Here is a 23,820-nt window from a genome sequence, read left to right as displayed (position 1 = left end):
GTCATTGTCCAGAGTGGTGAATAAGTGTCGTCGTGTCTGTTTCTGTTTATTAAAATTGAGAAGTAGAAATCAGGCGTTAAGGCAGCGTTCTATCTCCAGTGCCCAGCTCATCAGCGCCTCGTCCTGCATCGGCAGTGCCGCAACCATCAACCCGACCGGCGCAGCGCCTTCGGCCTGACAAGGCAGGGAGACCGCACAGCCGTCGAGGAAATTGATCACAGAAGGATTACGCAGCGCGGCACCATTGATACGGAAATAGAGCTCCTCATCGGCTTCAAGCTCGGCGATACCCGGCGCGACAAAAGGCACAGTCGGCATCAGCAGCGCGTCATACTGTTGTACCCGCGCGCTGACCCGCTGCTGCCAGTCAGTGCGCTGCTGCACCAGCCGTTGACGCGAGGTTTCGCCCAACGGCTCACCGCGGCGAATGCGCGAGACCACGCGCGGGTCATAGCCGTCCGCGCGTTGCGCGATTAAATCTTTGTGCCACGCCCACGATTCCAGCGCGGTGAAACCGCCACTGGCGTTGATAGTCTCCAGTTCAGAGAGTTCGGTCAGAGGGATTTCGGTCACCGTGGCACCGGCCTGCCTGAGGTGGGCAATCGCGCGAGCAAAGGCATCGCTCACTGCGGCATCGAGACCGTCGAGTACCAAAGTTTGCGGAACGGCAAAGTGCGCTTCGGACAAGTCTTTCACCGTCAGTGATAACGGTTGTTTGGCGATGGCCGCGTCGAGCGCAACGCAGCTCGCGACATCACGGGCCAGGGTGCCTACCGAGTCGAGCGAGGCTGAGAGCGGCAACACGCCAGCCATGGAAATTCGGCGTGCCGTCGGTTTAAAACCGGTCAGTCCGCAGAACGCGGCCGGAATGCGCACCGAGCCGCCGGTATCGCTGCCGACCGCGCCAAAGCACATGTCGTCAGAAACGGAAACGGCCGCGCCCGATGAAGAGCCACCCGGAATGCGGCGCGCTGTGCGATCCCAGGGGTTAGCCGGCGTGCCGTAATGCGGGTTGATGCCCAGCCCCGAATAGGCAAACTCGGTCATATTGGTTTTACCCACTATCACCGCACCGGCCTTAAGCAACCTTTCGACTATCTCGGCGTGCGCCGTGGCGGCGGGTGCCTCGGCCAGCACGCGCGATCCGCCGGTGGTGACATAACCCGACACGTCGAACAGGTCCTTGACCGATACCGGCACACCGTCAATCGGTGAAAGGGCGTTATCGGCGGCACGGCGCGCGGTGGAAGCCGCCGCCTGCTCACGCGCCCACTGCGCATAAACCTGCGTGAAGGCGCGGCGGCCTTCGCCGTCTTCGGCAGAAATCTGGGCCAGTGCCTGCTCGGTCAGCTGCTCGGGGGTTACCGTGCCGAGTGCCAGTTGTTCAATCGCCTGCTGTAGGCTTAATGAAAGGTGAGAATTCATCGTTGCTTCCTGGGGTGGCTCAAGTTGGGTTAACGCCGCCGTTAGGCGACGACGGGCAGTTCAAGGCTGTGATAGGCATGGCTGATGCTGCGCCCGAGGCGTTCATCGACCAGCTCCATGCGAAACTCTGTTGCAGGACGAATGCCACCTATCGCCGCGACGGTGCCACAGGTCATCCCTAACCCTTCTGCCGGAAGGGGGTCGCCGTTCAGATAACGGCTCAGCAGGTCGTCGGGCTGACGCAGGCTCGACAGCGGCCCTTGCTGATACAGACGAAATTCACCGTCTTCCTTGATCCAGGCACGCAGGATCAACTGATCCCAATGGGCTGCCACTTCGCTCATACGCCATGCGACCGTTGCCACAGGCTTCACACACAGCTGCTTCGACAGTGCCACGCTGTGCGACTCGAGCTCACGGTCGGTGTGATCGGAGGCGAGCGAGACGTATAGCTCCCCTTGATGGGTGAAAATAAACACTTCGGCCTCACCGGAACTGGCACGGCCTATCACTTCTACCGATTTATTTTGCGTCAGCTGGTTGGCGGCCACGCGGTAAAACAGCGGGACTGCACTCGGACGGGGCACGCCCAGCGCCTCAAGCTCACTAATGTGGTGCATGATGGCTTCAGGATCGCGTCCTGCCCATCCGGCGATCACCAGACTGTCGATATCGACCTCGATCCTTGCCGCGTCTGAGCTGGAGGGTTGATTTCCGGTCGTTAATGCCGGCAGTGTGAAGGTCAGTTTCATCGGGCAGATCCTCTATTAATTAATCTTTTTTAAAAACACAGTGAAATTTCACTATAACTTCATTCATTAAATAAGCGATTTCCGTGCCATGTTTTTGTGTAGAATGTCTAAAAATCTTTTCAGCAGGAGCTGGATGTGAAGACCGAGGTCACAGAAACGCAGGAAAGACCGGCGATTGATGAAGCAGGATTGTCGTTAAACGAGCAGGCGTATCGCCGTTTCAAGCAGGCGCTGGTGACCCTGAGCTATAAGCCAGGCGAATATTTGAATACCGCACAGGTGATGAGCGACCTGTCGATGGGTCGTACGCCGGTTAATCAGGCCATCCACCGGCTGTCGAATGAAGGGCTGCTGCAAATTATTCCGCGCAAGGGAGTGATGGTGTCGCCGCTGTCGATAGACGACGCGCTGGAACTGATTGAAGTTCGTCTGGCGAATGAGGTGCTATGTATGAAGCTGGCCAGCCAGCGCATTGCCGCTCAGGACATCGCCGAGCTTGAAGCCATCAACCAACAAATTGAGGTCGCCAGCCAACAGCGCGATCGCGATGGCATGATGCTGCTGGATAACCAGTTTCATCAGCTGCTGGCCAAGGTTGCAGGCAACAAAATGCTGATGGATATTCTCAGCGTGCTGCACGCGCAGGCGCAGCGCTTCTGGGCCAGCTCACTGTCGAAAGAGGGGCACATGCAGGAAGTTATTGAGGAGCATCGGGCGATTATAAGCGCACTGGCGGCACGGGACGCACAGGCCGCCGCCGATGCCGCCGAGGGACATATTCTGTCGTTCCGCAATGCGCTGTTGCGCGGTTAAGAACGACGTTCAAGGGGATTATCTTCCGCCAGACAGTTCAATAAAACTGCCGGTCACATAAGACGCGGCGTCTGAGAGCAGCCAGACAATCCCTTGTGCCACCTCGTCAGGCTGGCCGCCGCGCTGCATCGGCAGATTGGCTTTTAGCCTGTCGACCCGCCCCGGCTCGCCGCCGCTGGCGTGCATCTCGGTATAGATCAAACCGGGCCTGACGCCGTTAACGCGAATGCCCTGCGCCGCCACTTCGAGAGAGAGACCCGTGGTCAAGGTATCGACGGCCCCTTTCGACGCCGCGTAGTCGATGTATTCATTCGGCGCACCCAGCCGTGAGGCCGCTGAAGAGACGTTAACTATCGCCCCACCCTGCCCACCGTGGCGCGTCGACATCACTTTCACCGCCTCGCGGCAGCAGAGAAAATAGCCGGTCACGTTAGTGCTTAACACGCGATTAATCCGCTCGGCGCTGAGATTTTCAATCGTCGACTGCTGAAACAAAATACCCGCATTATTAACCAAAGCGGTTAATGGCCCCATTTCATCGGCAATTTTTCTAAACATCGCCACGACCTGATTTTCATCGGCAACGTCAGCATGAATCGCCAGCGCCTCTCCGCCGTTTGCCTTTATCTCATCAACAACCTGCTGTGCCGCCTTGGCGTCATTCACATAATTAACCGCAACCTGATAGCCCCGTTCGGCCAACAACAGCGCCGTTGCTCGTCCAATGCCACGGCTGCCGCCGGTGACCAGCGCGATGTTTTTGCTCATAGTAAATCCTTCTCTAACGTTGTCCATTTAGTGTAAAAACTGACGGCTTATTGGTGCCCATTTTTTACCCGATTGCGTATGATGCTTTACGCACACGATAGATAACATAACCAATATTAAGGGAATAATAACGATGAAATCTCCGGCAGCCTATTTATCCTCGTCACGCCTTTCTTCACTGTTTCATTCGGGAAAAAATTTTCATCCGACGAGAAAACTGCTCGCTTGCCTGATGCTGGCCAGCGTTACGCTCAGCACGCTCCCCCTCACCGTACAGGCCTCAGAAAACGGCAATCTTCCGGGCCTCATCAATGAGCGTCTCTCCTATATGAAAGACGTCGCCAGCAGTAAGGCGGAAAACCACCAGCCCGTTGAGGTAGTGGCGCAGGAAGACAGAGTGTTGCAAGACACCCAAAAAGTGGCGGAAGGTCTGGGGCTGGATCCAAACTCGGTCAAACCCTTTATCGTGGCGCAGATGAGCGCAGCGAAAGCCATTCAGTATCGCTATCGTGCCGACTGGCTCTCCACGCCGGAAACCGACTGGAAGCCGCGCCCGCTGGAGTCAATACGCCAGGACATTGCCGGATTATCGACGCGGATCCTCCAGCGTCTGGCGGTCGAGCTCAAGGCTAATGGTCGTATTTCACCGGATAACCAAGCCGAATTTATCGCCCAGCTTCAGCAAAAAAATCTCAATGAGGCGGATAAAATTTTACTGTTTAAAACACTTGAGCAAGTACGTTTAAAGTAATTCCTCATTTTAAGTTATAGAGCATGATCAAAAGTTGCTATTTTGTAGCAAATATATTTCGAATCATTTGGTTCAATGTATAATGCGCCGGATTTCTCTCTGCATTTCAGGCTTCATATACAATGAAAACAAAATTTCTTGCTCTTTCCCCTCTGGCTGCAGGTATTTTAATTTGGTCAGCGGGGAGCGTTGTTCAGGCTCAAGCTACTGATTTTCTTAATCAGGACACATTAACCGGCGACTGGGGCGGTGCTCGTACTCAGCTTAAAAACGACGGTGTAACCCTTAGTGGTGAATATGTTTCTGAAACAGCAGGCGTGTTACACGGTGGCGAAAGCTATGGCACACGTTACGCGCAGCAGGTCAAAGTAGGTGCCACCTTTGATCTGAATAAAATGTTCGACGCTGAGCACGCGGGTACCCTTCAGGTTACCATCAACGACCGTCGCGGGCGCAGCACCTCTAGCGATCTGGTCGGTAACCGTCTGCCGGTTCAGGAAGACGTAGGGGGCGAATACACCCGACTGTCAGAATTCAGCTATGCCAACTGGCTGCTGACGCCGAAGCTTACCTATAAGGTTGGCCTGATGGCGATGGGCAATGACTTTGGCGGCATGCCGATTCTCGGCAACTTTGTGAACGCCGGTTTTGATGCTCACCCACTCAGCCTGTCAGGCAGCAGCGGTTGGGGCAACTACCCGACGGCACACTTCGGGGGTGAACTGCGCTATGATTTCAACGAGAGCTGGGCGTTACATACGGCCATCTTTAACGTTAACCCGCAGACCAACTCCGCGCCGTCCAAGGCCTTCAAGCCTTTCAGCAGCGGAACGACCGGGGCCATCATTCCCGTAGAGCTTATTTATAGCTATCACGGCTTCCTGCCGGGACAGTATAAGTTTGGCTATTACCACGACACCTCTAAAGTTGCGCGTATCGGCGACAGCCAGAGTAAGTCATCCGGTCGCAGCGGCGGCTACGTGCTGGCAGACCAGACGGTATGGCAGTCACAGGCGTTGAAATCGCAGAACCTGCACGTCTTCGGGCAGTGGACTACAACGGACGCCGCCACCGCGCCTTTCCGTCACTGGTACGCCGCTGGCCTGATACTGAATGGCCCGTTCGAGTCGCGTCCTAAAGACTCTATCGCCATCGGTTACGGCAAAGCGTCTTACAACAGAAAGAGCCGCGATGTTGATATTGCCAACATGCGCGCAGCCGGAAACTATGCCGGTGCCGATGCGGCAGAGAACCTGAGCATGGCCGAGCAATTGGTGGAACTGTCTTATAACGTTCAGGCGACGCCTTGGCTATCAGTGCGTCCAAGCCTGCAATATGACAAAGATCCTGGCGCATTCTCCAGCAAGGTCATCACTGACGCCTGGGTTGCCGCCGTACAGGTTAAAATCGAGCTTTAATCGCCTCAATTGGTCGATAAAAACAAAAATCCCTGACATCGCTGTCAGGGATTTTTTTATCGACCTAATCCTGCGAAACGGATTATTCGTAGTCGCTAATCGGTACACAGGAGCAGAACAGGTTACGGTCGCCGTACACGTCATCAAGACGCTTCACGGTTGGCCAGTACTTGTCTTCACTTCCAGCCGGGAACACCGCCAGCTCACGGGTATAATCGTGGGTCCAGTTACAGACCAGCTCCGCCTGCGTGTGTGGCGCATTCACCAGAGGGTTGTCTTCCAGCGTCCATTTGCCCTGTGCCACGTTTTCGATTTCAGCGCGGATAGACAGCAGCGCATCGATGAAGCGGTCCAGTTCAACTTTGCTTTCAGATTCCGTTGGCTCAACCATCAGCGTTCCCGCCACCGGGAAGGACATGGTCGGTGCGTGGAAACCGTAGTCGATCAGACGCTTGGCGATGTCCATTTCGCTGATGCCGGTTGCCTCTTTCAGCGGACGAATATCAAGAATACATTCGTGCGCCACGCGGCCGTCACGACCGGTATAGAGCACCGGATACGCGTCTTTCAAACGGGTAGCAATATAGTTGGCGTTCAGGATAGCGACCTGGCTCGCCTGCTTCAGACCTTCTGCGCCCATCATACGGATATACATCCAGCTGATTGGCAGAATAGAGGCGCTGCCGAACGGTGCCGCAGAAACCGCGCCGTTCTGGGTCAGAACGCCGTCAATCTGTACCACGCTGTGGCCCGGAACGAACGGGGCCAGATGCGCTTTAACGCCGATTGGGCCCATGCCCGGACCGCCGCCGCCGTGCGGGATACAGAAGGTTTTATGCAGGTTAAGGTGCGACACGTCCGCGCCGATGTAGCCCGGCGTCGTGATGCCAACCTGGGCGTTCATGTTCGCGCCGTCGAGATAAACCTGACCGCCGTACTGGTGAACAATCTGGCACACTTCGCGGATGGTTTCTTCATACACGCCATGGGTAGACGGGTAGGTCACCATGATACAGGACAGCTCGTCACCCGCCTGTGCCGCTTTCTCACGCAAATCGCTGAGGTCGATGTTGCCCTGCTTGTCACAGGCAACCACCACTACGCTCATGCTCGCCATCTGTGCCGACGCCGGGTTGGTGCCGTGCGCAGAGCTTGGGATCAGACAGATATGACGGCTGCCTTCGTTGCGGCTTTCGTGGTAATGACGAATCGCCAGCAGGCCCGCGTATTCGCCCTGTGCGCCTGAGTTAGGCTGCATGCACACCGCGTCATAGCCGGTTAACTGCACCAGCCACTGTGAAAGCTGCCCGATCATCTGCTGATAACCGCTCGCCTGCTCAATCGGGCAGAACGGATGCAGTTCAGAGAACTCCGGCCAGGTAATGGGGATCATCTCTGCCGCAGCGTTAAGTTTCATGGTGCAGGAACCCAGCGGGATCATCGCCTGATTCAGCGCCAGATCCTTTTTCTCGAGGCGGTGCATATAGCGCATCATCTCGGTTTCGCTGTGGTACTTGTTGAATACCGGGTGAGTCAGAATAGGATCCTGACGCAGTACCGCAGCCGGAATGGCGTTGCTGTCGGTGCTGGCTGCCTTGTCGAGTGCGTCGATGTCCAGAGCGTGGTCATCGCCCAGCAATACCGCGAACAGGTTCTGCACGTCTTCGCGTGAGGTCGTTTCGTCCAGCGTGATGCCCACGGCGTTGTGAATATCGGTACGGAAATTCAGACCGAAGCTCAGCGCGCGTTCCAGCACCGCAGCCTTGTCCTGGACTTCGACAGTCAGGGTGTCGAACCAGGTATTATGACGCAGCGTCAAGCCGCCTTTCTTCAGGCCAAGAGCCAGAATGTTGGTCAGGCGGTGAATACGGTTAGCAATGCGTTTCAGGCCTTCAGGTCCGTGGAACACGGCATACAGGCTGGCGATGTTTGCCAGCAGCACCTGAGAGGTACAAATGTTGGAGTTGGCCTTCTCGCGGCGGATGTGCTGCTCGCGGGTCTGCATCGCCATTCGCAGCGCGGTGTTGCCTGCTGCATCGCGTGAAACACCGATAATACGGCCAGGCATCGAGCGTTTGAACTCGTCGCGGCAGGCGAAGAAGGCGGCGTGTGGACCGCCGTAGCCCATCGGCACGCCGAAGCGTTGCGCCGAACCAAAGACGACGTCTGCGCCCTGCTTGCCGGGAGCGGTCAGTAGAACGAGTGCCATGATATCCGCGGCAACGCTGGTGATGATTTTGCGAGATTTCAGCTCGGTGAACAGTGCGCTGTAGTCATGCACTTCACCGGTGGTGCCAACCTGCTGCACCAGCACACCGAACACGCCGTCGAGTTCCAGCACCTTTTCGGCTTTATCGACGATGATGTCAAAACCAAAGGTTTCGGCACGGGTACGGACCACGTCGAGGGTCTGCGGATGCACGTCGTCGGCCACGAAGAAACGGTTAGCGTCTTTCAGCTTGCTGGCGCGCTTGGCCAGAGCCATTGCTTCAGCGGCGGCGGTTGCTTCGTCGAGCAGTGACGCAGAGGCCAGGTCCAGACCGGTCAAGTCCAGGGTCAGGGTCTGGAAATTCAGCAGCGCCTCAAGGCGCCCCTGAGAAACTTCGGGTTGGTACGGCGTATACGCGGTGTACCAGCCTGGGTTTTCGAGCATGTTACGCAGGATAACCGGCGGGGTCAGCACCGCGCTATAGCCCATACCGATGTAAGATTTGTAGCGCTGGTTCTGGCTGGCAATCGCTTTCAGCTCAGCCAACGCCTGATGTTCGGTTACCGCATCGCCGACAGCCGGGGGACCAGGTAACTGGATATCCGCCGGGACAATTTGCTGGATCAAGGCGTTCAGCGAGCTGGCACCTACGGTCTCCAGCATTTGCTGCTGCTGTGTAGAAGATGGACCGATATGGCGGCCAATAAAGGCTTCGCTGTGTTCAAGTTGGCTGAGAGTCTGAGTCATTTGCTACGCATTCCTGAAATCTTACATTGAGGTATCGAGAGCTAACTAAATCTTGTGTGCATCTATGTCTGCACAAACAACAGCAGGATTTCTCTAAGCCATTGGCGCTACAGCAAGGCGGCAATTTTGAACAGTCCCCGGCAGCTTACTCAGTGAGTGACCGGGGAGAACAAACGCTGCCAACGCCGCTGTAGCTTCAAGGGCGACGAGAAATTCAGTCTTCCAGAGTGGCCTGATATCCAGCCGCATCCAGCAGTGCATCCAGCTCGGATTCGTCGGAGGCTTTAATCTGGAACAGGAAACCTTCGCCGTATGGCTCGCTGTTGACCAGCTCTGGAGAGGATTCCAGTTCGCTGTTAACGGCAACGATTTCGCCGCTGATTGGCGAGTAGATGTCTGAGGCAGCCTTCACGGATTCGGCTACCGCGCAGTCTTCACCCGCTTCCACGGTGCGACCCACTTCAGGCAAATCGACAAACACCATGTCGCCCAGCAAACCCTGTGCGTGCTCGGTGATGCCGACGCTGTAAACGCCATTGCCTTCAGAACGCACCCATTCATGAGAGGTCGCGTATTTTAATTCTGCTGGAACATTGCTCATAAATAATCTCCGAAAGAGTTTTTTAAGTTCTAAATAATCAATAATTTAAATGTGCTTTATACCAGGCTTTTGCCGTTACGCACGAAACCCGGTTTGGTGACGCGCACCGGCATTTCGCGGTTGCGGATCTGCACCACTGCCTGCTCGCCGATGCCTGCTGGCACGCGAGCCAGCGCAATGCTGTAGCCGAGCGTTGGAGAGAATGAACCGCTGGTGATTACGCCTTCACGCACATTACCGGCCGCATCGGTGAAACGCACCGGCAGCTCATTACGTAATACACCTTTTTCGGTCATAACCAAACCCACCAGCAGATCGGTCCCTTCTGCACGCTGTTTTTCGAGCGCGTCGCGGCCAATGAAACGGCGGTCTTCAGGCTGCCAGGCGATAGTCCAGCCCATGTTGGCGGCCAAAGGGGAAACGTCTTCGTCCATTTCCTGTCCGTACAGGTTCATGCCCGCTTCCAGACGCAGCGTATCGCGCGCGCCCAAACCGGCTGGCTGTACGCCCGCATCAAGCAGCTTTTGCCAGAAATCGGCAGCGTCTTCCTGCGGCAGAGCAATTTCGTAACCGGCTTCACCGGTGTAGCCGGTGGTGGCAATAAACAGAGAGCCGGCCTGCACGCCAAAGAAAGGCTTCATGCCGCTCACGGCCTGTTTTTGCTCCTCGCTGAACAGCGTCTGTGCGCGTTCCTGTGCCTGCGGCCCCTGAACGGCTATCAGCGCCAGGTCATCACGAACGGTCAGTTCAACGGAGAACGGCGCGGCGTGGTCGGTTATCCACTCCAGATCCTTATGACGGGTCGCAGAGTTAACCACCAGGCGGAAGAAATCTTCAGTGAAGTAATAAACAATCAGGTCATCGATAACGCCGCCGGACTCATTGAGCATGCCGGTGTACAGCGCCTTGCCCGGTTGGGTCAGCTTGGCGACGTCGTTTGCCAGCAGATAGCGCAGGAACTCACGGGTACGTGCGCCGTGCAAATCGACGATGGTCATATGGGAGACATCAAACATGCCGGCGTCGCGGCGAACAATATGGTGTTCATCGAGCTGGGAGCCATAATGCAGCGGCATCATCCAGCCGTGAAAATCGACCATACGTGCGCCACAGGCGACATGACTGTCATATAACCGAGTCTGCTTTGTCATCTTTTTCCTCATTCTTTTCCGAAGCGAATTACCCGGCTCCTCGCCGGCCTTGCGGCCAACTTTCATCCAAGAGCCAGTGCAAGATCTGTGCCGACGCAAACGATACCTTTTCCTGAACGTTATCACCGAATGACCCTGCTAACCATAAGTTAAAATATTCGGTGTTGGCGTTTTGTCAGGAATTTGCGGAGGCTATGATGCAGAATTTTTAACTAGAAAAATGGGGTTAATGACGCAAAATCTACAATTAAATGAGGAATCGGTCGATGTTATATAACGCAGGTGCCGAATTTCACGTCATTTGCGGTTCGCAAAATCCGGCACCAGATTAGAAAAAGTAATGGAAAAAATGGGATGAAATTAGATTATTTCAGCTGAAGCTATTGGGTCTGGAGCCACTCGGGTAAGTCGTTTAATCCCATCGCCTGACGCAGCAGTTTCGGCTTCACGCCCGGCAGTGAATCCGCCAACGTCAGACCGAGGTCGCGCAGCAGCTTCTTGGCCGGATTGTTGCCGGCAAACAGTTCACGGAACCCCTGCATGCCCACCAGCATCAGCGCAGCGCTGTGCTTGCGCTTGCGTTCAAAGCGACGCAGATACATGTGCTGACCGAAGTCTTTGCCTTCACGCTGCAAGCGTTTGATTTCCGACGCTAACTCGGCGACGTCCATAAAGCCCAGATTGACCCCCTGACCCGCCAACGGATGAACGGTATGTGCGGCGTCGCCAATCAGCGCCAGGCGTTGAGCGGCAAAACTCCGGGCATAGCGACCGGTCAGCGGGAACGACTGGCGCTCGCTGATGACCTCGCACACGCCCAGACGCAGGTCGAAGGTGCTGGCCAGAACCTTGTTGAATTCGGCATCGGACAGCGCCAACAGCCGCTCGGCCTCTTCCGGCGATACGGACCAGACAATAGAGGATAAATGCGGGTCGGCCAGCGGCAAGAAGGCCAGAATGCCTTCACCGTGGAATACCTGGCGTGCCACCGATTGGTGCGCCTCATCGGTGCGAATCGTCGCAACCAGTGCATGATGGCGGTAGTCCCAGAAGGTCAGCGGGATGTCCGCATGCTGACGCAGCCACGAGTGCGCGCCGTCGGCACCGACCACCAGACGTGCACTGAGCATGCGTCCGTCTTCGAGATTGATAAAGGCTTCGTTCTCCCCCCAGGCAACGTTTTTCAGCTGCGCAGGGGCAAAGATTTCAACCTCGCTGAGCTGCTCTGCACGCTGCCAGAGGGCGCGAAGGATAACCGGGTTTTCGATAATGTGCCCAAGGTGGCTAAAGCCGAACTCCTCGCTGCGGAAGGCAATTTTGCCGAAGCTGTCGCGGTCCCACACTTCCATGCCCTGATAGGGATTAGCGCGCTGGCCGATAATGTTGTCCCAAACGCCGATGTGTTGCAGTAAACGTTCGCTGGCGGCGTTGACGGCGGAGACACGCACGCCGGGAATGGCCGGTAAAGGGGCGTCGTCGGGCAGGCGATTTTCGAGCACCGCGATGCGCAGGCCACTGCCTTGCAGGCTACAGGCAAGCGCCAGTCCGACCATGCCGCCACCGGCGATAACCACATCAAAAGATTGCATAATTTAATTCATTCCTGTCATTTTTCTGCGGTCAGGCTGGGCCTTCGCAAGCGCCTTCAGCGTTCTGTCCAGCCCAGGGTGCGGCGGGTAAAAGCATCACGCAGTGGGGAGATCCGCTCCATGGCCATCAGGCCAAGGCTGCGTCCTGCCACCAGCGGTGCATAACGATTGGCGAATATTCGCACCAGCCCGTCGGTGATGCCGACGGTTGCCCGCTGATCGGGCTGACGGCGTTGTTGATAGCGGCTTAATACCTGATAACTGCCGATGTCCTGATTTTCTTGCCATGCGCTGGCGAGGGTTTCGCTCAGCGTCATGACGTCGCGCAGGCCAAGGTTAAAGCCCTGCCCGGCTATCGGATGCAGCGTCTGCGCCGCATTGCCGACCAGCGCCAGTCGATGACTAATGTGCCCGCTGGCGGTTAATAATTGTAATGGATAACAGTGGCGCGCGCCGGTTTGCTGCATCTTGCCCAAACGCCAGCCGAACGCCTGCTGTAGCTCGAACAGAAACTGGTCGCTGCTCCAGGCCTTAACTTCAGCCTGTTTTTCAACCGGATGACACCAGACAAGCGAGCTGCGCCCTGTAGACATCGGCAACAGCGCCAGCGGACCGTGCTCGGTGAATCGTTCGAAGGCACGGCCCTGATGCGGCTGACCGGTCGTGATATTGGCGATGATGGCAATCTGCTGATAGCTGTCGCGGTGCCAGCGAATCCCGCAGTGCTGGGCCAGCGTCGAGTTTGAACCGTCGGCGGCGACCAGCAGACTGGCCTTAAGGATTTCGCCGTTGTCGAGCGTTACGCTGGCGCTGTCGGCGCGGCGAGTCACCTCGACCACCCGCGCAGGACAGTGCAGATGTACGCCCGGCGCATCCGAAAGCAGCGAAAACAGCCGCTGCCCCGCGTCGTGAAGCTCAACCACCTGCCCCAGCGCCTCAACGCCATAATGACCAGCGTTAAGGTTCACAAAACTGGCATGCCCGCGATCGCTGACGTGAATATCGGTAATCGGCGTTGCGCAGTTTGCCAGTGCAGGCCAGACGCCAATGGCATTTAGCTGCTGACAGGTGCCCTGCGCCAGCGCAATCGCGCGCGCGTCAAATCCCGGATGGGTATAATCATCGGGTGAGGTGACCTCGACAAGATGCACCGGCAGGCGACCCTGCGTTAGCGACGAGACGGCCAGCGCCAGCGTTGCTCCGGCCATACCGCCGCCCACAATAATCATGCTCATGGGTTATCTTGCCGCCGCCATCAGTGCTTCGATATCGTCGGCCTCTTTCACCACGTCGCCGGTCAGGATCTCGATGCCGGTTTCGGTAATCACGATATCGTCTTCAATGCGGATACCGATGCCGCGATAGGCCTCCGGCACGTCAGCGTCGGGCGCGATGTACAGGCCCGGCTCGACGGTCAGCACCATCCCCGGTTCCAGCTTGCGGCTGCGCTCTACGGTGCCGTAGTTGCCCACATCGTGGACGTCTAATCCCAACCAGTGAGACAGCCCGTGCATAAAGAACTGGCGGTGTGCCTGCTCGGCGATGAGCAGATCAACGTCGCCCTTCATCACGCCAACGGCCACCAGCCCTTCAACCATGACGCGCACGGCGGCCTCGGTCGCCTCCTGAATGCTGCGGCCCGGACCAAAGACTTCCAGCGCCTTGTATTCGGAGGCGAGCACGATGTCGTAAATCTGCCGCTGTGCCGGGGTGAACTTGCCGCTGACCGGGAAGGTACGGGTAATGTCACCCGCGTAGCCCTGATACTCGCAGCCGGCATCAATCAGCACCAAATCGCCGTCGCGCAGCTCGCACTCGTTTTCGGTGTAATGCAGGATACAGCCGTTCTCGCCGCTGCCGACGATGGTGTTATAAGAGGGGGTACGCGAGCCATGGCGGCTGAATTCGTAGTGAATCTCGCCTTCGAGCTGATACTCGAACATGCCAGCGCGGCAGGTTTGCATGGCGCGAGTATGGCCTTTGGCGGTGATTTCACCGGCACGACGCATCACCGCAATCTCCTGCGCGGACTTGATCAGGCGCATTTCATGCACCCAGGGACGCCAGTCGGTAACGGTGGCCGGAGCAGATAGGTTCTGACGAAAACCCTTGCGCAGTTTTTCCATCGCACGGTCAACAATGCTGTCGGCGTAGGCATAATAGCCCTGCGCGTGATACAGCACATCGAGGCCGTTAAACAACAGATGAAGCTGGTCGTTGATAGAATCAAACGGCAGCGCGCGGCTAACACCTAGACGCGCCGGTGCAGCATCCTGCCCCAAACGACGACCAAACCAGATCTCGGCGGTCAAATCACGCACGCGATTAAACAGCACGCTGTGACTATGATTCTCATCGCTTTTTACCAGCACCAACGCCGCTTCCGGTTCGTTAAAACCGGTCAGATACCAAAAGTCGCTGCTCTGACGATAAGGGTATTCGCTGTCCGCGTTGCGGGTAGCCTCGGGCGCGGCAAAAATAATTGCCGCACTGCCGGGTGCCATCTTGGCAATGAGTGCCTGACGACGAGCTTCGTATTCCTGCTGAGTAATGGTCACTGTAGTCATCACCTGCTCCTGAAATCGGATGTTATCCACGTTAACTTATTTTTTTATTGCTTTTTTAACCGAATTTGGCTGCTTTGCTTAAGCAGGGTATCAGTGCAGTGTGCGCTGATTTTCAGGCGCCGTCGGATGGCTGTGACCGAACTCGTTGAAGCACAGAATCGCTGCCACGCGAACGTATTCGATGACCTCTTCAAGTGACTGTGCCAGCATTTCCTGGTCTTCGTCGTCTTCATAACCCAACTGGGCAATGCTGCGCAGATCGTCAATGGCTTCACCGACTTCGCCTTTCACTTTCGCAAGCTTAGGCTGCATCATACCGAGGCCCAGAAGGAAATGATTGACCCAGCCTGCTAATGCGTCAGCGCGTTCAAACACGCTAGCGTCGTCGCTTGGCATCAGCATCTTGAATTCGAAGCTGTCGTCTTCCAGCGTGTCGGCAGTGATTTTTCGGAGTTGTTGAAGTGCATCCGCGAGCTGATGACTGAAGGCCATTCCTTCGTTTGTGAGGTCGTGAACCAGGGTCAGCCAGCTGCCATCACGGTTGCCACCACAGAGTAAGCCACTGATAAGCCCATGCATTTCAGCTGGGGTCAGGGCAACAGACTGCTGTTTCAGGTATTGATTCAGCGAATCATAGCTTGGATAGGTATTCTCAATAGACATGCGCATTCGCCATCGTTGGCTGGATAAGTTCGTGTTATGCTACCACCAAGGCAAGTCTCAGTACCAGATTAGCTAGCTATGCGTTGGTACTAAACGGCGTTGCAAATCTGGAGTGAGGTATATATAGTTGCGCCCGCTTTCGATGTCCTGCCGGTTTGGCAGTGAGTTAATCGGGGGCCGGCGAATAATATGGCAGGAAGGTGGCATGTCTGCACAACCGGTAGATATACAAATTTTTGGTCGCTCATTAAGAGTAAATTGTCCGCCAGAACAACAAGAAGCGTTGAACATGGCTGCAGAGGATCTTAATCAGCGGTTGCAAGATCTTAAAGTTCGCACTAGAGTCACAAATACAGAGCAACTGGTATTTATCGCGGCATTGAACGTCTGTCACGAACTTGCTCAAGAACGCTTGAAAACACGCGATTATGCCTCCAATATGGAACAGCGTATTCGCATGTTGCAACAAACCATCGAGCAAGCACTGCTCGAACAAGGACGCATCACTGAACGTGAAGGGGCGCCTTTCGAATAAGTTAAGCTGTTGATTTATTTCTTATTGTATGAGACATTAACTCTACAGCAGTACACAAAAATTTCTCTGAGATGTTTGCCAGCGGGCCCGTCCCCTGAGCCGATAATTAGTACCAACAGAATGTGATGATCCGCAATCGGTGCGCATGCTCGGTCCGCCGAGAAGCCTAAAGATTGTGACTGAACGTTCACCTTGAACCATGGGTTCAAGGGTTACAGCCTGCGGCGGCATCTCGGAGATTCCCCTTTCTTTCCCGCACTCTCTTCTTTGGTTTTTTCTATGTCCTTTACAGCTCAACACGCGCTGATCAGGCAAGCTATTCGTACTGAAGTACGCCAGCGCAGAAAACAACTTACCCAGCAGCAGCAACAGCAGTTTGCCCTGCAAGCAGCGCAGCGCATCGCCAATCATCCCAAAGTTCAGCAGGCTAAAACGCTGTCCGTTTTTCTGTCTTTTGACGGAGAACTCGACACTACTCCGCTGATAGACCGACTGTGGCAAGAGGGCAAAACACTTTATTTGCCAGTATTGCACCCTTTTACGGTGGGCCATTTGCTGTTTCTCCGCTATCGTCCCGAGACAAAGCTGGTACGGAATCGTCTGAATATCCTTGAACCTGCACTCGACGTGAGAGAGATTTTGCCGCTCAATCAGCTGAACATTATCCTCACGCCGCTCGTCGCCTTTGACTCACTCGGGCAACGATTAGGTATGGGGGGTGGATTTTATGACCGTACGTTGCAGCACTGGCGCAAAAGTGGCCCTTACCCGATAGGTATTGCCCACGACTGCCAGTGGGTGGACACATTGCCGAGTGAGGAGTGGGATATTCCGTTGCCCGAGATTTTAACGCCGAGTAAAAGCTGGCGTTGGCCGGATTAACGCCTTAACCCCGCAGGTTAGTTTCCTCCTCCGCTTTGCACTCCCATTCTTCTTATAAATTTAAAGAAACCTCTTAGCCAAGTTAGACGTTTTCTATGTGTTTTATATAGCAAAATCCTCATCAGATTATTGTTACATTATATTACACATGGAAGTAAGCATGAAAAAACACTACGGATTAACACTTGCAGCACTCGCGGTAATAGCCTCGTTCAATACTGCAAATGCTGATGATTTATCGGACAAAACAGCAGCTTTCATGTTGCCTAATATTCAGGCCCCTATGTCTAGCAGCAGTGAACGAGAAACAGGTCAGTTTCTTAAGCTGTCAGCGCTTCTGCGCGATACCGACTCAGTATCAGTAACCGAGTTGTCGGCATCCTCTACGGCAACAATGGCCAGGGATGCGAAGTATAAAGACGCCGTTGTATTTACCGGAAAAATGCCGTTATTAATTCGCTCTGCAGAGTCAACGGATATGATTCTGGTGCTTCGTGAGGATAAAAGTTTCCTGGCGATGTATCCCGATCAGCATAAAATCATTTACAGCACGCCCGCAGGTGAACAAACTCAAATTACGTTCAAAAAACCTATTTTTTCCCAAGAAGATACGCTAATCCCCGCCGTTCAAGGCGATGCTTTACAAACTTTGGCACGAGACGGCAGCTCCCTATATAAGGGAGATATTGATAAAGACGGATATATTGTTATCGATGTTCTTGCCGGTTTCTCAAAAGCCGCAGCGAAAACGATTATTGATCCTGAAGCCTTCGCGCTTGCTCAGTTAACCACAGTCAATCAGGCTTTAAAAAACTCCCGCATTGAAAAAATACGCGTCAGGCTGGTAGGCACGCAAATCATTGATCAGGATTACTCGATTACTGGTGGTACGCTATCAAAAATAAATAAACTGTTTAGTCAGGGCATGTCCGAATATGGTCCCGACCTCATCGCTGCTTTTTTCGAAGGTAATAATGACGATACGACTGTCGGCATTGCCGACCTTAATGGCCGCTACAGCATTAACACGCTCTACTCTTCAACTTCCCTGCGCCATGAATTGAGCCATAACATCGGTGGTAACCATTGTTGGTCAGGCAGTGGCGATCATCATGGCTGGGACAACGATAAAACCCAAACCATACAGTGTGGTAACGATATCGGCTACTTCTCCAATCCCGATTTGCAAGACAACTATGGTTTGCCGATCGGTGACAAGAACAAGGCCAATATGGCGTGAGTCTGGCGAGATAATGCGGCAAAAATCTCGGGCTACAATCCAGCAGTGATCCCTTTTGATCACGAAAAATCGCTAATGCTGGCAGAACAAAGCGTTAAGCTGAACAAATCCAATAATTATCTGCATCGTATCGAATTTAACGTGCCGGCCAATACCCATAGATTGGCTGTCAGTGCCGTACCGGGTCCGCAGCACGAAGAAACCGGCCAATTTAGCCTTTATCTCAGCAAAGGAAGCTGGCCTTCGGCCAATGATTACGACTATAAAGGGCGTGAAGAATGGAATACCTCTTTGGGTGTGACCAAGCCCGCTGCTGGAAAATGGCACTTGGCGGTTGCCTCTAAAAATACAGCGATAGATGATATTATTGTTCGTGTACAAGCGTTTACCGAATCTGGTGAAGAGATTGTACCCGATGAAGTCTCTACCTCGCTGCAAAATGCGGGCGCAGAAACCGGTAACCTAAGTGGCTGGAAACTGACTCAGGGACAATTCCGCGTGGTGACCAGCCAGGACGGTATCCTGCCAGCCAAAGGGAAATACTTCTTTACCGCGAGAATCAATAATAGCGCGGCCAATAATGCCACCCATGACCAAATAAGCCAGAGCATCGCCTTGGACAAGTCTTTAGTCAGTCAGGGTAATCACGTTGCCAAACTGCAATTTAAGAGCAATGGTTTTGGAGATGGTGATTACGGTACAGTCTATTTGATTGCTAAAAATGCAAAGGGGGCGACGCTTAAAACGGCGCAGGTAAATACTCAAGGCCTCAAAAAACGCTGGCTGAATAATACGGTCTCAGTTGACTTACCAGCACAGGCAACGCTACTCGAAGTTCAAGTGCAGGCAACGAAAAAAATGGGGGTAACATCAGACGTACATTTTGATGATTTTATTCTCAATATCGAGAAAAAAAGCAATGAAGGAGACGATAATCAGCCAGAGAATCATGCTCCGACTGCCATTGCAAAAGCCACGCCAGCAGAAATTACCGGTTCAGGCAGCGTCATTTTATCGGCCGTGGGCAGCAGCGACCCTGACGGCGACAGCCTGAAGTACCAGTGGAGACAGATATCTTCTGGCCCACAAATTACTCTCAAAAATGCTCAAACCATTCAGGCTACAGCATCATTCCCCGCCGTGGAAAAACAAACCACCTACCGTTTTAACGTCACAGTGACGGATACGCACGGTGCAAGTGCCACCAGTGAAACTCAGGTTACGCAAAAACCTGCGGCAACCGCAGACAACCCTCAATGGATATCCTCAAAAACCTATCCTAAGCCCTGTGTAAAAGTATCTTATCAGGGGAAACAATGGATGAACGGTTGGTGGACGGTAGGCAATGTGCCGGGTGTCGATGGTACATGGGGAGTTTGGCGCGAAATTGGTGACAAAAATATGCACGCTAGCTGTAAATAGCGGCTGACTTTTTTACAGCTGTGATATTACTGAAAAGGGGCATCTCTCGATGCCCCTTTTGCCATTCAAAAATTAAAACTGCTCAAAATTAATCAGTAAAGCAGACGCGCGCGAATGGTGCCTGGGATAGCCTTCATCAGCTGTAGCGCGGTATCAACAGTCTCAATATCGGCCTCAACGTCGATAACCACATAACCCACTTCCGGACTGGTTTGCAGATACTGCGCGGCAATGTTGATGCCCTGCTCGGCGAAGATCTGGTTGATGCTGGTCAGCACGCCCGGACGGTTTTCATGGATATGCAGCAGACGGCTGGCTTTCTCGCTGTGCGTTGGCAGCGAAGCTTCCGGGAAGTTAACCGCAGACAGCGTAGACCCGTTATCAGAGTATTTGGCCAGCTTACCGGCGACTTCCAGACCAATACCTTCCTGCGCTTCCATGGTTGAACCCCCAATGTGCGGAGTCAGGATCACGTTATCAAATTCACACAGTGGTGAAGTGAACGGATCGCTGTTGGTCGCCGGCTCTTCCGGGAATACGTCAATTGCCGCACCGGAAAGATGCTTGCTGCGCAGCGCGTCGCACAGCGCAGGGATGTCGATGACCGTGCCGCGTGAGGCGTTGATAAGCAGCGCACCAGGCTTCATCTGCGCCAGTTCTTCAGCACCAATCATGTCTTTGGTGTTAGCCGTTTCAGGCACGTGCATGGTAACCACGTCGCTGGTGTTCAGCAGTTCGGTCAGCGTAGGGATCTGCTGCGCGTTGCCCAGAGGCAGCTTGCTTTCGATGTCGTAGAAGTAAACCTTCATCCCCAGACCTTCGGCCAGAATACCCAGCTGCGTACCGATATGGCCATAGCCGACGATACCCAGACGTTTGCCGCGCGCTTCATAGGAGCCCACGGCCAGCTTGTTCCAGATACCACGGTGCGCCTTGGCGTTAGCCGCCGGAATGCCGCGCATCATCAACAGCATCTCGCCCAGTACCATTTCGGCAACCGAGCGGGTATTGGAGAAGGGAGCGTTGAATACTGGAATACCACGTTTAGTGGCAGAGGTCAGATTCACCTGGTTGGTACCGATGCAGAAACAGCCGACGGCAACCAGCTTTTCAGCCGCAGCAAAGACTTCTTCGGTCAGTTGGGAACGGGATCGGATCCCGACAAAATGTGCATCACGGATCGACTCTTTCAGCGCTTCAGTATCCAGCGCCCCTTTATGAAACTCGATATTGGTATAACCGGCGGCGTGAAGCGTGTCGACTGCGCTTTGGTGGACACCTTCAACCAGCAGAAACTTAATTTTGTCTTTTCCGAGTGATACTTTTGCCATTTCCCGACCCTACTATTTATTCATACCGGCAGTAACGAATACCGAAAGTTATTCATGCTGAATGCAGACTTCAGAAGTCACTGCTTTGCGCAGCTCACAGTCAACATAACAAAATTTTTGCGCCGGGCAATACAAACGATTGCCTATCCCCTAGCACAAGCCCTGACTGACCCAACAATTTTCAGAACTTAATACTTACATTGCGTGACGAGCTGGATATAAACGTTAAAACGGCCTCATTATGTGACATAAGTCACCAAATTAGCCGTTTTAAATAAAAGATGATTCATGGGGAAAATTATCATCTTCATAACATTGCATTATGTTATGAGCGCAAAACAGATCTCACGCTTATCTCTAGACAGGCTATTTTACGACTTTAACACCGTCTGCCGTGCCCACCAGCGCGACGTCAGCCCCGCGGTTGGCAAACAGCCCAACGGTGACAACACCAGCGATACTGTTAATCTTATTTTCCAGCGCGATGGCATCAATAATGCTCAGATTGTGCACGTCGAGAATGACGTTGCCGTTGTCGGTCACCACATTCTGACGATACTCCGGCAGGCCACCCAATTTAACCAGCTCGCGAGCCACGTAGGAACGCGCCATCGGGATAACCTCAACCGGCAGCGGGAACTTACCCAGCACGTCGACCTGCTTTGAGGCATCGACGATACAGACGAATTTGCGCGAGATGGCGGCGATGATTTTCTCGCGGGTCAGGGCTGCGCCACCGCCTTTGATCATCTGCATATGGCCGTTGATTTCGTCAGCACCGTCAACATAGACGTCCAGCACGTCCACTTCATTGGTGTCGAAAACGTGGATACCATAGCTCTTCAGCTTGGCCGTCGAGGCTTCAGAGCTCGACACAGCGCCTTCGATTTGATGTTTAATCGACGCCAGTGCATCAATAAAGTGCGCCGCCGTCGAGCCAGTACCCACGCCGACAATCGTGCCCGGCGTAACGTATTCCAGCGCTGCCCAACCAACCGCTTTTTTCAATTCATCCTGAGTCATGGTCATTTTTCTCTATCGGTAGACGATGCGTCTTGAAGTGTTCATTAGTATAAAGCATGGCCCGGATAATTGGGGAGCAGACTTGTGGCCAACGGGCAGAAGATTTTGTGCGCCACAAAAGTTACAGAACTGTGGCATAGTGTCTAAATATGCATTAAATCCGAACGAGCGAAGGAATAGATTTTCGATGAAACGCCCAGACTATAGAACGCTGCAAGCGCTGGACGCTGTGATCCGTGAACGCGGTTTTGAGCGCGCGGCACAAAAGCTGTGCATCACCCAATCCGCCGTGTCTCAACGAATTAAACAGTTGGAAAATTTATTCGGCCAGCCGCTTCTGGTACGAACCGTACCGCCACGCCCAACCGAGCAGGGGCAGAAGCTGCTCGCGCTGCTGCATCAGGTAGAGTTGCTCGAAGAAGAGTGGCTGGGTAATGACAATATTAACGACAGCAACGACACGCCGCTGCTGCTCTCTCTGGCGGTCAACGCCGACAGCCTGGCGACCTGGTTGCTTCCGGCACTGAAGTCGGTACTGGTTGACTCCCCGATTCGCCTAAATATGCAGGTCGAAGACGAAACCCGCACTCAGGAGCGTTTGCGTCGGGGTGAAGTGGTGGGCGCGGTGAGTATTCAACCTCAGCCGCTGCCGAGCTGCCTGGTGGACCAGCTGGGGGCACTCGACTATCTGTTTGTGGCATCGAAAGGCTTTGCCGAGCGCTATTTCCCGAACGGCGTGACGCGCTCCGCCCTGCTCAAAGCGCCGGCCGTCGCCTTTGACCATCTCGATGACATGCATCAGGCCTTCTTACAGCAGAACTTTGATCTTTCGCCGGGCAGCGTGCCCTGTCATATCGTTAATTCGTCAGAAGCCTTCGTACAGCTGGCACGTCAGGGTACGACCTGCTGTATGATCCCGCACTTGCAGATTGAGAAAGAGTTAGAAAGCGGTGAGCTGATTGACCTGACGCCCGGACTGTTCCAGCGCCGCATGCTGTACTGGCATCGTTTCGCGCCGGAAAGCCGCATGATGAGAAAAGTCACCGACGCCCTGCTCGAACACGGGCGTCAGGTTCTTCGTCAAGACTGAAGATTCGACTGACAGGGGCGTTAACCTTCTGTCAGCCGACATATTTAGCGTTTTAAACGTCTTATTTAGGCGCGTCGCCGTTCTTCAGCTCAAATACCACGTCAACCTGGTCGTCAAAGTGAATACTCTGCTGCTCGTAGGTTTGAGCGGCATCACTTTGCCCGGCGGCGTCGGCCGTTTTATACATTCTGGCGACCGGCATTGGCTGGTAGTTAGCGACGTGATAACGAATGCTATACACCGGGCCAAGCTGGCTGTGGAAGCCTTCGGCGAGCGCCTTGGCCTGCTGAGTCGCATTATCAATCGCTTTCTGACGCGCCCGATCGCGATAGCTGTCCGGGTTGGCAACGCCCAGTTCAACGGCACGGATCTCGTTGAGTCCAGAACTTAAAGCCCCGTCCAGCAGTTCGTTAAGTTTGTCCAGCTGACGCAGAGTGACCTGCACCTCACGCACCGCGCGATAGCCTTTCAGCACGCTGCTTCCGTCTTTCAGGTAGCTGTAATCAGGCTGAGTGCGCAGGTTTGCGGCGTTAATGTCTTTCTTATCTATTCCGTTCTTCTGCAAAAACGCAAAATACTCGGCCACGCGCTGGTCGGCCTGTTTTTTCGCTGATGCGGCGTCTTTGGCAGAAACATTGACTTCAATGGCCAGCGTCGCGATGTCCGGAACGGCATCGACGCTGGCAGTACCTGAAGTTACCACATGCGGTCCCTCTGGCACTTCAGCAGCCTGAAGCGCAGCGGGTAAAGTCCCTAATCCCAACATAGCGGCCATAGCCAATGCTTTCAATTTCACAGTGTTTCCCTCATTCATCTGGTGAGCGACAACCCTAGCACAGTCGT

At 54.3% G+C, this 23,820-nt stretch carries 21 protein-coding genes and 1 other RNA gene; 9 read left to right on the top strand and 13 right to left on the bottom strand.

Going from position 1 to position 23,820, the window contains the following annotated elements:
• Positions 1-69: 69 nt before the first annotated feature.
• On the bottom strand, positions 70-1,425 hold the full coding sequence (locus tag BS640_RS14870; RefSeq protein ID WP_084912845.1) for an amidase: 1,356 nt from the start codon (positions 1,423-1,425) through the stop codon (positions 70-72).
• Positions 1,426-1,466: 41 nt separating this feature from the next.
• A complete protein-coding gene (locus tag BS640_RS14865) occupies positions 1,467-2,177 on the bottom strand; it encodes a DUF2848 domain-containing protein (RefSeq protein WP_084912844.1) in 711 nt (236 codons plus the stop codon).
• 135 nt (positions 2,178-2,312) lie between these two features.
• Between BS640_RS14865 and BS640_RS14860 the strand changes: the two genes are divergently transcribed.
• Positions 2,313-2,990 (top strand): GntR family transcriptional regulator, encoded by a 678-nt coding sequence (locus tag BS640_RS14860; RefSeq protein ID WP_017491333.1) that lies wholly within the window; start codon positions 2,313-2,315, stop codon positions 2,988-2,990.
• Between the two features lie 18 nt (positions 2,991-3,008).
• Here BS640_RS14860 and BS640_RS14855 read toward each other — a convergent pair whose 3' ends face one another.
• On the bottom strand, positions 3,009-3,758 hold the full coding sequence (locus tag BS640_RS14855; protein ID WP_084912843.1) for an SDR family oxidoreductase: 750 nt from the start codon (positions 3,756-3,758) through the stop codon (positions 3,009-3,011).
• Between the two features lie 232 nt (positions 3,759-3,990).
• Here BS640_RS14855 and BS640_RS14850 point away from each other — a divergent pair, with 232 nt between their 5' ends.
• Together BS640_RS14850 and BS640_RS14845 are read left to right on the top strand one after the other, a co-directional pair.
• Complete coding sequence (locus tag BS640_RS14850; protein WP_206023996.1) at positions 3,991-4,509, top strand: chorismate mutase; 519 nt, start codon at positions 3,991-3,993, stop codon at positions 4,507-4,509.
• Positions 4,510-4,631: 122 nt separating this feature from the next.
• Positions 4,632-5,927, top strand: coding sequence for a carbohydrate porin (locus tag BS640_RS14845; protein ID WP_017491330.1), 1,296 nt, complete (start codon positions 4,632-4,634; stop codon positions 5,925-5,927).
• An 82-nt stretch (positions 5,928-6,009) separates the two neighbouring features.
• Here BS640_RS14845 and gcvP read toward each other — a convergent pair whose 3' ends face one another.
• From gcvP to BS640_RS14810, 7 genes are all read right to left on the bottom strand, one after another.
• A complete protein-coding gene (gene gcvP / locus BS640_RS14840; protein ID WP_084912841.1) occupies positions 6,010-8,883 on the bottom strand; it encodes an aminomethyl-transferring glycine dehydrogenase in 2,874 nt (957 codons plus the stop codon).
• Positions 8,884-9,097: 214 nt separating this feature from the next.
• Positions 9,098-9,484, bottom strand: coding sequence for a glycine cleavage system protein GcvH (gene gcvH, locus BS640_RS14835; RefSeq protein WP_017491328.1), 387 nt, complete (start codon positions 9,482-9,484; stop codon positions 9,098-9,100).
• A gap of 56 nt (positions 9,485-9,540) precedes the next feature.
• Positions 9,541-10,635: a glycine cleavage system aminomethyltransferase GcvT gene (gcvT, locus tag BS640_RS14830; RefSeq protein WP_084912840.1), complete on the bottom strand. Its 1,095-nt coding sequence runs from the start codon at positions 10,633-10,635 to the stop codon at positions 9,541-9,543.
• Positions 10,636-11,015: 380 nt separating this feature from the next.
• Positions 11,016-12,224 (bottom strand): FAD-dependent 2-octaprenylphenol hydroxylase, encoded by a 1,209-nt coding sequence (gene ubiI / locus BS640_RS14825; protein WP_017491326.1) that lies wholly within the window; start codon positions 12,222-12,224, stop codon positions 11,016-11,018.
• Between the two features lie 56 nt (positions 12,225-12,280).
• Positions 12,281-13,459, bottom strand: a complete 1,179-nt coding sequence (gene ubiH / locus BS640_RS14820; RefSeq protein WP_017491325.1) for a 2-octaprenyl-6-methoxyphenyl hydroxylase — start codon at positions 13,457-13,459, stop codon at positions 12,281-12,283.
• Between the two features lie 3 nt (positions 13,460-13,462).
• Complete coding sequence (gene pepP / locus BS640_RS14815) at positions 13,463-14,776, bottom strand: Xaa-Pro aminopeptidase (protein WP_084912857.1); 1,314 nt, start codon at positions 14,774-14,776, stop codon at positions 13,463-13,465.
• A gap of 105 nt (positions 14,777-14,881) precedes the next feature.
• Positions 14,882-15,454: a YecA/YgfB family protein gene (locus BS640_RS14810; protein WP_017491323.1), complete on the bottom strand. Its 573-nt coding sequence runs from the start codon at positions 15,452-15,454 to the stop codon at positions 14,882-14,884.
• Positions 15,455-15,659: 205 nt separating this feature from the next.
• Between BS640_RS14810 and zapA the strand changes: the two genes are divergently transcribed.
• The 5 genes from zapA to BS640_RS14785 all read left to right on the top strand — a co-directional run bounded on the left by zapA (position 15,660) and on the right by BS640_RS14785 (position 19,533).
• Positions 15,660-15,989 (top strand): cell division protein ZapA, encoded by a 330-nt coding sequence (gene zapA / locus BS640_RS14805; protein WP_009637913.1) that lies wholly within the window; start codon positions 15,660-15,662, stop codon positions 15,987-15,989.
• A gap of 60 nt (positions 15,990-16,049) precedes the next feature.
• Positions 16,050-16,232, top strand: a non-coding RNA gene (ssrS, locus tag BS640_RS14800) — 6S RNA.
• Positions 16,233-16,268: 36 nt separating this feature from the next.
• On the top strand, positions 16,269-16,871 hold the full coding sequence (locus BS640_RS14795) for a 5-formyltetrahydrofolate cyclo-ligase (RefSeq protein WP_084912839.1): 603 nt from the start codon (positions 16,269-16,271) through the stop codon (positions 16,869-16,871).
• 160 nt (positions 16,872-17,031) lie between these two features.
• Entirely contained in the window at positions 17,032-18,111 is a 1,080-nt protein-coding gene (locus tag BS640_RS14790) for a hypothetical protein (protein ID WP_084912838.1), read from the top strand.
• Between the two features lie 75 nt (positions 18,112-18,186).
• Positions 18,187-19,533: a PKD domain-containing protein gene (locus BS640_RS14785; RefSeq protein ID WP_084912837.1), complete on the top strand. Its 1,347-nt coding sequence runs from the start codon at positions 18,187-18,189 to the stop codon at positions 19,531-19,533.
• A 92-nt stretch (positions 19,534-19,625) separates the two neighbouring features.
• Here the strand turns inward: BS640_RS14785 and serA are convergent, their stop codons facing one another.
• Both serA and rpiA read right to left on the bottom strand, forming a co-directional pair.
• Entirely contained in the window at positions 19,626-20,864 is a 1,239-nt protein-coding gene (serA, locus tag BS640_RS14780) for a phosphoglycerate dehydrogenase (protein WP_084912836.1), read from the bottom strand.
• 366 nt (positions 20,865-21,230) lie between these two features.
• Positions 21,231-21,887: a ribose-5-phosphate isomerase RpiA gene (gene rpiA / locus BS640_RS14775; protein ID WP_026110456.1), complete on the bottom strand. Its 657-nt coding sequence runs from the start codon at positions 21,885-21,887 to the stop codon at positions 21,231-21,233.
• Between the two features lie 187 nt (positions 21,888-22,074).
• On the opposite strand from rpiA, the gene BS640_RS14770 reads away from it, so the two are divergent.
• Complete coding sequence (locus BS640_RS14770) at positions 22,075-22,977, top strand: LysR family transcriptional regulator ArgP (protein WP_017491318.1); 903 nt, start codon at positions 22,075-22,077, stop codon at positions 22,975-22,977.
• 61 nt (positions 22,978-23,038) lie between these two features.
• Here BS640_RS14770 and BS640_RS14765 read toward each other — a convergent pair whose 3' ends face one another.
• A complete protein-coding gene (locus BS640_RS14765; protein ID WP_026110455.1) occupies positions 23,039-23,773 on the bottom strand; it encodes an oxidative stress defense protein in 735 nt (244 codons plus the stop codon).
• Between the last annotated feature and the right edge of the window lie 47 nt (positions 23,774-23,820).

Source organism: Rouxiella badensis (assembly GCF_002093665.1).
In the GTDB taxonomy this organism is placed as follows: Bacteria; Pseudomonadota; Gammaproteobacteria; order Enterobacterales; family Enterobacteriaceae; genus Rouxiella; species Rouxiella badensis.
This window is presented reverse-complemented; position numbering and strand designations above follow the sequence as displayed.

What these genes read in the sequence shown, in the direction of transcription:
- BS640_RS14855 (WP_084912843.1), bottom strand. Translation starts at nt 3,758, where the DNA reads ATGAGCAAAAACATCGCGCTGGTCACCGGCGGCAGCCGTGGCATTGGA.
- zapA (WP_009637913.1), top strand. Translation starts at nt 15,660, where the DNA reads ATGTCTGCACAACCGGTAGATATACAAATTTTTGGTCGCTCATTAAGA.
- gcvH (WP_017491328.1), bottom strand. Translation starts at nt 9,484, where the DNA reads ATGAGCAATGTTCCAGCAGAATTAAAATACGCGACCTCTCATGAATGG.
- BS640_RS14845 (WP_017491330.1), top strand. Translation starts at nt 4,632, where the DNA reads ATGAAAACAAAATTTCTTGCTCTTTCCCCTCTGGCTGCAGGTATTTTA.
- ubiI (WP_017491326.1), bottom strand. Translation starts at nt 12,224, where the DNA reads ATGCAATCTTTTGATGTGGTTATCGCCGGTGGCGGCATGGTCGGACTG.
- BS640_RS14865 (WP_084912844.1), bottom strand. Translation starts at nt 2,177, where the DNA reads ATGAAACTGACCTTCACACTGCCGGCATTAACGACCGGAAATCAACCC.
- BS640_RS14795 (WP_084912839.1), top strand. Translation starts at nt 16,269, where the DNA reads ATGTCCTTTACAGCTCAACACGCGCTGATCAGGCAAGCTATTCGTACT.
- gcvT (WP_084912840.1), bottom strand. Translation starts at nt 10,635, where the DNA reads ATGACAAAGCAGACTCGGTTATATGACAGTCATGTCGCCTGTGGCGCA.
- serA (WP_084912836.1), bottom strand. Translation starts at nt 20,864, where the DNA reads ATGGCAAAAGTATCACTCGGAAAAGACAAAATTAAGTTTCTGCTGGTT.
- BS640_RS14870 (WP_084912845.1), bottom strand. Translation starts at nt 1,425, where the DNA reads ATGAATTCTCACCTTTCATTAAGCCTACAGCAGGCGATTGAACAACTG.
- BS640_RS14850 (WP_206023996.1), top strand. Translation starts at nt 3,991, where the DNA reads ATGCTGGCCAGCGTTACGCTCAGCACGCTCCCCCTCACCGTACAGGCC.
- rpiA (WP_026110456.1), bottom strand. Translation starts at nt 21,887, where the DNA reads ATGACTCAGGATGAATTGAAAAAAGCGGTTGGTTGGGCAGCGCTGGAA.
- gcvP (WP_084912841.1), bottom strand. Translation starts at nt 8,883, where the DNA reads ATGACTCAGACTCTCAGCCAACTTGAACACAGCGAAGCCTTTATTGGC.
- BS640_RS14785 (WP_084912837.1), top strand. Translation starts at nt 18,187, where the DNA reads ATGCTGGCAGAACAAAGCGTTAAGCTGAACAAATCCAATAATTATCTG.
- BS640_RS14770 (WP_017491318.1), top strand. Translation starts at nt 22,075, where the DNA reads ATGAAACGCCCAGACTATAGAACGCTGCAAGCGCTGGACGCTGTGATC.
- BS640_RS14790 (WP_084912838.1), top strand. Translation starts at nt 17,032, where the DNA reads ATGAAAAAACACTACGGATTAACACTTGCAGCACTCGCGGTAATAGCC.
- BS640_RS14810 (WP_017491323.1), bottom strand. Translation starts at nt 15,454, where the DNA reads ATGTCTATTGAGAATACCTATCCAAGCTATGATTCGCTGAATCAATAC.
- ubiH (WP_017491325.1), bottom strand. Translation starts at nt 13,459, where the DNA reads ATGAGCATGATTATTGTGGGCGGCGGTATGGCCGGAGCAACGCTGGCG.